This window comes from Pleionea sp. CnH1-48 (genome assembly GCF_024124665.1).
In the GTDB taxonomy this organism is placed as follows: domain Bacteria; phylum Pseudomonadota; class Gammaproteobacteria; order Enterobacterales; family Kangiellaceae; genus JAMXSB01.
Map to the genome: position 1 here is coordinate 213,691 of NZ_JAMXSB010000011.1, position 6,978 is coordinate 220,668.

General features: G+C 40.3%; 9 protein-coding genes and 1 pseudogene. 3 read left to right on the forward strand and 7 right to left on the reverse strand.

Annotation, left to right across the window (positions count from 1 at the left end):
- Position 1: 1 nt before the first annotated feature.
- Positions 2 to 538 (forward strand): peroxiredoxin-like family protein, encoded by a 537-nt coding sequence (locus tag NH399_RS18020; protein ID WP_253042574.1) that lies wholly within the window; start codon positions 2 to 4, stop codon positions 536 to 538.
- 57 nt (positions 539 to 595) lie between these two features.
- Here NH399_RS18020 and NH399_RS18025 read toward each other — a convergent pair whose 3' ends face one another.
- The 7 genes from NH399_RS18025 to NH399_RS18050 form a co-directional block, all read right to left on the reverse strand.
- Positions 596 to 2,104 (reverse strand): leucyl aminopeptidase, encoded by a 1,509-nt coding sequence (locus NH399_RS18025; protein ID WP_253042575.1) that lies wholly within the window; start codon positions 2,102 to 2,104, stop codon positions 596 to 598.
- A 449-nt stretch (positions 2,105 to 2,553) separates the two neighbouring features.
- Positions 2,554 to 2,865 (reverse strand): ATP-grasp domain-containing protein, encoded by a 312-nt coding sequence (locus tag NH399_RS25995; protein ID WP_371876095.1) that lies wholly within the window; start codon positions 2,863 to 2,865, stop codon positions 2,554 to 2,556.
- Entirely contained in the window at positions 2,826 to 3,335 is a 510-nt protein-coding gene (locus NH399_RS18030; protein ID WP_253042576.1) for an ATP-grasp domain-containing protein, read from the reverse strand. Before NH399_RS18030 ends, NH399_RS25995 begins: the two co-directional genes overlap by 40 nt.
- Positions 3,336 to 3,559: 224 nt before the next feature.
- A complete protein-coding gene (locus tag NH399_RS18035) occupies positions 3,560 to 4,336 on the reverse strand; it encodes a DUF2310 family Zn-ribbon-containing protein (protein ID WP_253042577.1) in 777 nt (258 codons plus the stop codon).
- 82 nt (positions 4,337 to 4,418) lie between these two features.
- Complete coding sequence (locus tag NH399_RS18040; protein WP_253042578.1) at positions 4,419 to 4,946, reverse strand: hypothetical protein; 528 nt, start codon at positions 4,944 to 4,946, stop codon at positions 4,419 to 4,421.
- Positions 4,947 to 5,222: 276 nt separating this feature from the next.
- Positions 5,223 to 5,687: a hypothetical protein gene (locus NH399_RS18045; RefSeq protein WP_253042579.1), complete on the reverse strand. Its 465-nt coding sequence runs from the start codon at positions 5,685 to 5,687 to the stop codon at positions 5,223 to 5,225.
- A 22-nt stretch (positions 5,688 to 5,709) separates the two neighbouring features.
- On the reverse strand, positions 5,710 to 6,138 hold the full coding sequence (locus tag NH399_RS18050; RefSeq protein ID WP_253042580.1) for a hypothetical protein: 429 nt from the start codon (positions 6,136 to 6,138) through the stop codon (positions 5,710 to 5,712).
- 248 nt (positions 6,139 to 6,386) lie between these two features.
- Between NH399_RS18050 and NH399_RS18055 the strand changes: the two genes are divergently transcribed.
- Together NH399_RS18055 and NH399_RS18060 are read left to right on the forward strand one after the other, a co-directional pair.
- A complete protein-coding gene (locus NH399_RS18055) occupies positions 6,387 to 6,584 on the forward strand; it encodes a hypothetical protein (protein ID WP_253042581.1) in 198 nt (65 codons plus the stop codon).
- Positions 6,585 to 6,634: 50 nt separating this feature from the next.
- Positions 6,635 to 6,978: pseudogene (locus tag NH399_RS18060) on the forward strand (transposase); the annotation flags it as partial.

A 6,978-nucleotide genomic window follows, 5' to 3' on the forward strand; every position in this document is an offset into this window, starting at 1 on the left:
TATGACCGCAACAAAAATTGCAGCAGGCTCGGAGTTTCCATCGCTCAAGGTTAAAACACTGGACGGAAGTGATGTTACTTTAGGTCATCCCGCATCCGGTTGTGACTGGCAACTCGTGATTGTATACCGTGGCAGACACTGCCCTATGTGTACACGCTACCTCAACAAAATCGAAAACATTAAACAGAGCCTGGCAGATATCAAGATTGATATGATTGCCGTATCAGGTGATAGTAAAGAGCAATTAGAAAGTCATCTTGAACATCTAGAAGTTTCTTTTCCTGTGTACTACGGACTGTCTCAAGAGCAAATGCAGGCATTGGGATTATATATTTCGGTCCCGCGCTCAGAAAAAGAAACCGATCATAACTTCGCAGAACCCGGTATGTTTGTTGTCAATCAAGATGGCCAGGTTCAGGTCGTAGATATTTCTAACAATCCTTTTGCTCGTCCCGAAATTGAAACCTTCTTATCGGGGCTCACTTGGATAAGAGATCCCAAAAACAATTATCCTATCCGTGGCACTTACCAATATTGAAGAACAAAAAATAATAGAGCTATTCAATGTGATTGAATAGCTCTTAACTTACAATACTTACTTAGCTTGGTGCTGATTGAGAATCCACTCAGTTAACAACCTTACGCCAAATCCTGTGCCACCCACGGGTACTTCACCACTTGGCGACGCTGCTAATGCGTTACCCGCAATATCAATGTGCAACCAAGGCGTATCACCAGCAAACTGCTGTAAGAAGGTAGCCGCTGTTGTTGCACTAGGGCCTCCTTTACCGGTATTTCGCAGATCGGCAATAGGGCTTTTTAGCATTTCTTTATAACCCAATGGCAAACGCCATACCGGTTCGTTGACCACTTTACCAGCATAAGTAAATTCTTTAACCAACTGCTCATCTTCGCTGAAGATGCCACCTAACTTGGTACCAAGTGCACGATACTTACCACCAGTTAATGTTGCGATATCCACTAATACACTGGGTTTATAGTGTTTGCGCGCATACCACATACTGTCGGCCAGCACGAGTCGACCTTCGGCATCGGTGTGAGTAATTTCTACGGTCAGGCCTTCTGCTGTGGTGAGTACATCACCTGGAATATAAGACTTCTCTGACACCATGTTTTCAGCCAGTCCCATTACCGCAACCACGTTTACTTTTGCATCCATGGCAGCTAACGCTTTAACAGTACCCAGTGCCGCAGCAGCACCCGCTAAATCAGACTTCATACGAACGATATGTTCTGATGTTTTGATCTGAATACCCCCAGAGTCAAAAGTGATTCCCTTACCAACAATGGCAATAGGCGCATCATCACTACCTTTATAATGAGCAACAACCAAACGAGAGCCATCGACACTGCCACGACCAACCGCTTCAAGAATATTCATACCAAGTTTTTTGATCTGTTTTGGCTTTAATATTTTTACTTTAACCCCTAGCTTTTTAAGCTTTTTTGCTTCTTCGCCAAAATCAGCAGGTGTTAACTCGGTGGGTACTTCGTTCGTTAAATCACGCGCTAAAAAGATGCCGGACTGGATGTGCTCTAGTTTAGAGTATGCAGACTGAGTAGCGGAGGCGTCTTTAACATCAAAGGTATAGTTTTTTTCTTGGTGTTTTTCTTTTTTGTACTTGTCGAAATTGTATGAACGCAGATTGATACCATGGGCTAACTGTGACGCTTGTTCAGCATTAAAATCTTCTGCCGCAACGGAGACATCACTAATATGCTTGCCTTTAAGCTGTGCTGCGATGTTGCCACCAAGTTTTGTTAACTCTGATTCTGTTAGCGCTTTGTCGCCTGTTCCAACGATCAATACGCGGTTATAACTCAATTTGTTGGGTGCAAGTACTTCAACAAACGTATTGTAACTGCCCTTAAATTGATTTGCGTTTAACGCTCGAGTCAACTGGCCTTCTGATTGCTTATCAAACTTTGCAAAGTCTGTAGACTTAGTGTCATTTTTAAAAACAACAAGAGTGTCTGACTTGTCATTGACATCAGTATTGAACTTAAAAGTTTCTGCCATCGTGGATTGCGACATGGCAAGCGCCATAAAAACTGACGACAGTTTAGCTAGCTTTGCTTTCATAAAAGGTTTCCTAAGGGCTATTGGTGTATTTAAGCGCCGTAAGATAGAGCGAGTAACCACCAAGTCTATTCACTCAAATACGTAGAGCTCGGATTAAAAGCGACATTCAAGCCCACTTCCCCAAAAAAATCAATAAGCGACAATGCTCTTCTTGTAAATACTTATGTAGATAGGCCACTCCCATGGATTCCCCTCATTTAGCGAATCAGGATTTTCTCTTTTGTATCAACAAGTTAGTCACTTTCCGACAGGTTCAGTCCCAAAGCGAAGCTGCGCTGAACCACTCGACAAATAGTTTTAAGACTCTACTCAGCCAATAAGTTTCCTATGGTAATGAAGGCTTAGAAACTTAGAGATATCCACTTCTATATTAAGAGGTCGACTAAATAGCTATCATGTTTCACATTAAAGTATGTCGGCTTGAGTATGATTTGATGTAGTCAAATTGATTAGCAGTTGCCTTGATCTAAAAGCTCCTCCCACCTAGCAATAACCATGTCGGTGTAGTCCTTAGCGCCAATTTCATATGCTCCAACGGCAAACCCATCATTCATTTCAACGAGAGCTGTTTCTCCAGTTGACAGCACTCCAAAATCAATTGCATAACCAGCATATGACTCTTTTGCTTTATCTAATTCCTTTATTGCGCTCAGAATTACACTTCTACTTACCTCAACATTCGGCTCACCGTCATAATGGTCGATACAGCGTATTTCTGAATCTACAAGTCGATACAGCGTATTTCTGAATCTACAATATATACTCTAAATTCGCTGATAAAATTAACTGGCTTCGTACAGTAGACTTTCTGTCTCCTTGAAATCCCCTGTATATAGTACAAATCCTGTTCTGTCTCAAATACTCTACCAGTAAATACTTTTTGCTTATTAGCAGGTTTTGCAAATAATGGCCCAGTACCATTTCTTAGATGGTACTCTAAATCTCCGATCGTGCTCTCAAACACATCCCTATATAAATATTTTCTCAATGATTTCGGGTATGTGTTGGCTTCAGGAATTTCAATATTCAGTTGCTTAAGTGCGCCGTATATACAATTCATGTCACCAACAACCAAAGTGTTAATATCTAAAGGCAAATTTCGCCTATTTATCCTTTTTTCGGTGAAGACATCGAATGATATCCCCCTAACACCTAACTCCGAAACGACTAGTTGTTCCTCGTGCCGAAATTTATTATTTCCTTTAGTTTGTATATACGCTTTATTTATCATACCGACTCTACTACGGCTGGCATTGTAGTAAACGGACAACAGAGTCCGCTAATTACTAAAAATTTCGAATAATATATATGATATAACTATAGCTCAAAGACTCAACTAATAACTAATGTTCAGTTTGATGCATCTATGGAATATGTAGAGCCCGGGCATATTAGAAACTTTAAGTTAACGATGGAAGATGGCATTCATACTAACCCACACTAACTTTCTCAACCCTAGGGTCTTTCAACATCCCAAGCGATGTTTGAGAGCAACAAACACTCCTTACACTCAAAATCAAATCGGCCATGCCACTGCTCTTCTCGCAACCAGTCTCCATCACACTTAGGACATTTACGTTTTATCTCGGATGCATAGCTTCTACCATTGTACCGATAGAGATAATAATAGACGGGCAGCCCTGTGCTTTTTTTAAGAGACTCACAGATATCGAACCCCACTTTGGTTAACGCACTGTCAAAGCGTGATATTTCACGTATTCCAAAGCGCTCTCCCACCTGGCATCGCATCTGCAACGAATCACAACATTGATAATCTTTTTCCCAACATAAAATATCATGGGGTTCCAGTTCATCCTCTGGCAACTTAACTTTGTACAAGGGCACGTAATGAAAACAATCACCACAGAGCAGCGGGAGACCAGCGACACAAGAATAGCTCGAATATAATATATAGGAAGTCCGAGACTCACACTGACATGAGCTAAGCGACTCGGCTTCTCGCCCTAAAGATTTAACATCAATATGACTGATGCCTATTTCTGCTAAAGACTTTTGCGCTTTGGTGATGTACTGGTTGTTGTATTGTTCCTGTAGCGAGTCTTCTTCTGGAACCATTAAATAGGTAGAGTAACCTTCGGCTGATGCGACGATAGGAAACTCATCACCTATCACTTGCCCGTTCCGCCGAAGATCATCCAGATAGCTGCTGATTTGTTCTACGACGTCTTCGCTTTTAACTTTTGTATAAAAATCCACCTGATTAACAAACATATTGAAATCCTATTATCCTTTTGGAGCCATTATGTCGTCTTCTCTGAGGCTGTCAATTTATTTGGTTGCTTATCCTTGTTGGCTACTGCGCCCTCTTTAACCGTGACTTTGTTTGGGGTTGTTTAAAACCCGAGCGAATATCCGTTTTTCTTAATGACCAGAAGATCTCTTTATAGCCACCATGCTCCACGACTTGGTTATTAGTACGATTTTGAATGGTATCCACCATCATTAAGGTGGGAGACGTACTGATACCTCGGTATCGTTGATAGATCTGCAAGCAAATCAAACCGTTTAGCATGAGCTCTTCGTTGGAGTTTGCAAGCTGAGCGAGGTTAAAGGGAGGCGTTATGGCTTTGCTCATAATAAAAAACTGAGACACACCTTGTTGTATATAGTTTTCTAAGTCCCATACTTTGATGGTTCGCCGAATATTTTTGTAGCTGCTATTGCCCATGTTCTTTTTAAAAGCACTGGCAATGATGACATAAGGTTCGTAGTCAACCAAGAGACCATTCGTTAACAGGTGGCTTAATGTGCTGGGATAGTTCAGGCTGATTTGCTTTGCGACACCATAGCGCTGCCAGGATGATTCTTTAAAGTAGTTCATCGTTTTTCCTTTTATTTATTGTAGGTAGGCAGCCTGTGCTTTATGAAAGATACATTAGTTATCAATAGAGCCTGAGTAGAGTCCCTTCTAAACAGACCGTTAAGAACCTATCGACATTAACAGGCTACGTAAGCAATTTTTGCAGGAATCACGACTGAGATAAATCTTTAGGGTGGAGAAATGCCGAGACTTTCTCATAAATTTTCATTTCATCTTTCGGCATGCATTGCGGTGATATTTTGCGGCAAACTGCGGCAGGAGTGACGCGCATAAGATCTACTGATTTCTGAGTTTTCTTACAGCTAAATATTTAAGACAGGATAAGTATAAGAAAAAGTCAATATCGTCATAATCAACAATGACCTCTTCTCCTCCGACAAACAAGCCTAAGACACCCTCTCTTATTTCTTTAATATCCGCTCTTTCGATACAACCACAAAGGCGACTTAAGCACTCTTCTATTTCTTTATTGGAATATTTTTTCAGCAAATCAGGGCCAACATGAATTAATTTGCATTTTATCCCTACATTTTCAAAATATATGACTTCTTCCTTGGCTTGCTCCAGACTCATTTCATCTCTGAGTTTAGATGGCTCTCTGATAATCTTCTTTGCTGTTTGTTTTGATATCACCTCTAAATCACACAGTTTCTTTTGAACTTCAATAACACTTCCTGAAGCTCCATCAGACCAAACCTCATAAAAGTCCTCTAATATTTCAATCAATAATGGAATATTCATCAAGCACTCCTAACTCACAGGTTCACTTTGACTTCTCTGGTGGTTCATCAATTAATTTATAGTCAATGATCTTCCCTAGTAGATACTTACCCAGTATTGACTTTTTAGTTGTTACTGTCAGCAAAATAGTTTTTTCTTTCTCTGTGGATCTATCGGAGTGTTTAAAGTGCAAGTGTTCTTTTGGTAACTTAGCTATGTCTTTTTTGGGTAGATAGAGATAATAAGGTTCGTCATCATTTTCTACTGAGAAAAACAGTGCATCATTACCCATTAGGTTTTCGCCAAATATTCGAAAGAAGTCAGGTATGCAAATGGCTTTCTGCTTCACTTTAAGCTGAAAGGTCACGGGCTCCCCTCGCGTTATTCTTGTTATCGGAAGGAGCAGTATTGACAATGGGTAAGCAATAACTAACCAGATAGCTCCCAGTAGCGATCCCAATAAGTTTCTCAAGTTTGTCCCTCATCACTTCTATGATCTATAAAATAGATATGGGCATCTTAGTTTAATTCAAGCTAGCCAGGTTTTCAGACACATTTTCTATAACCAAAGTAACATATTTGGTAGCCCGTAATACCCACTTCGGTTTCACTTTATGTTTTCAACAATTAATGACATCTCTCTGACACAAACAAGAATTAGTTTATAAAAGGCAGGCAAGAAGCCCGCAAAACTATGGACATTTAAATTGAGGAAATAACATGTTAAAACCTACGTTAGCTATTGGTGGATTATTATTACTCTCAGCTCAAGCCAATGCATCTTACTGCTCAGGTTATATTTCTGAGATATTTACATCGAGTGATAGAGTGAATTATCGAGTGCGCTTATCAAACATACCTTATACCAGTTACGAGGTATCGCCAGAGAATACAATTTGTCAGCTTCCCCGTAAATGAGACAAAGCTAATTGGAGTTTTCTGAACTATGATAGTTTCAGGAGACAATCATGAAGAAATCAAAATTCTCAGAATCACAAATCGTTTCAATACTCAAAGAAGCAGACTCAGGTATGAAAGTTGATGATGTTTGCCGCCAGCATGGCATCAGTAATGCCACTTATTACAACTGGAAAAGTAAGTATGGTGGAATGGAAGCATCTGATATCAAAAAGCTCAAAGAGCTTCAAGAAGAAAATGACCGGTTGAAGAAGATGTATGCAGAGCTGAGTTTAGAAAACCGAGCGTTTAAGGAGTTGTTCGAAAAAAAGGGTTGGTGACCGCTGAGAAACGAGAAGCGGCCTTAGACTTTGTAACAATGGGACTGAGTATTTCAAAGGCTTGCCAGTCCTTG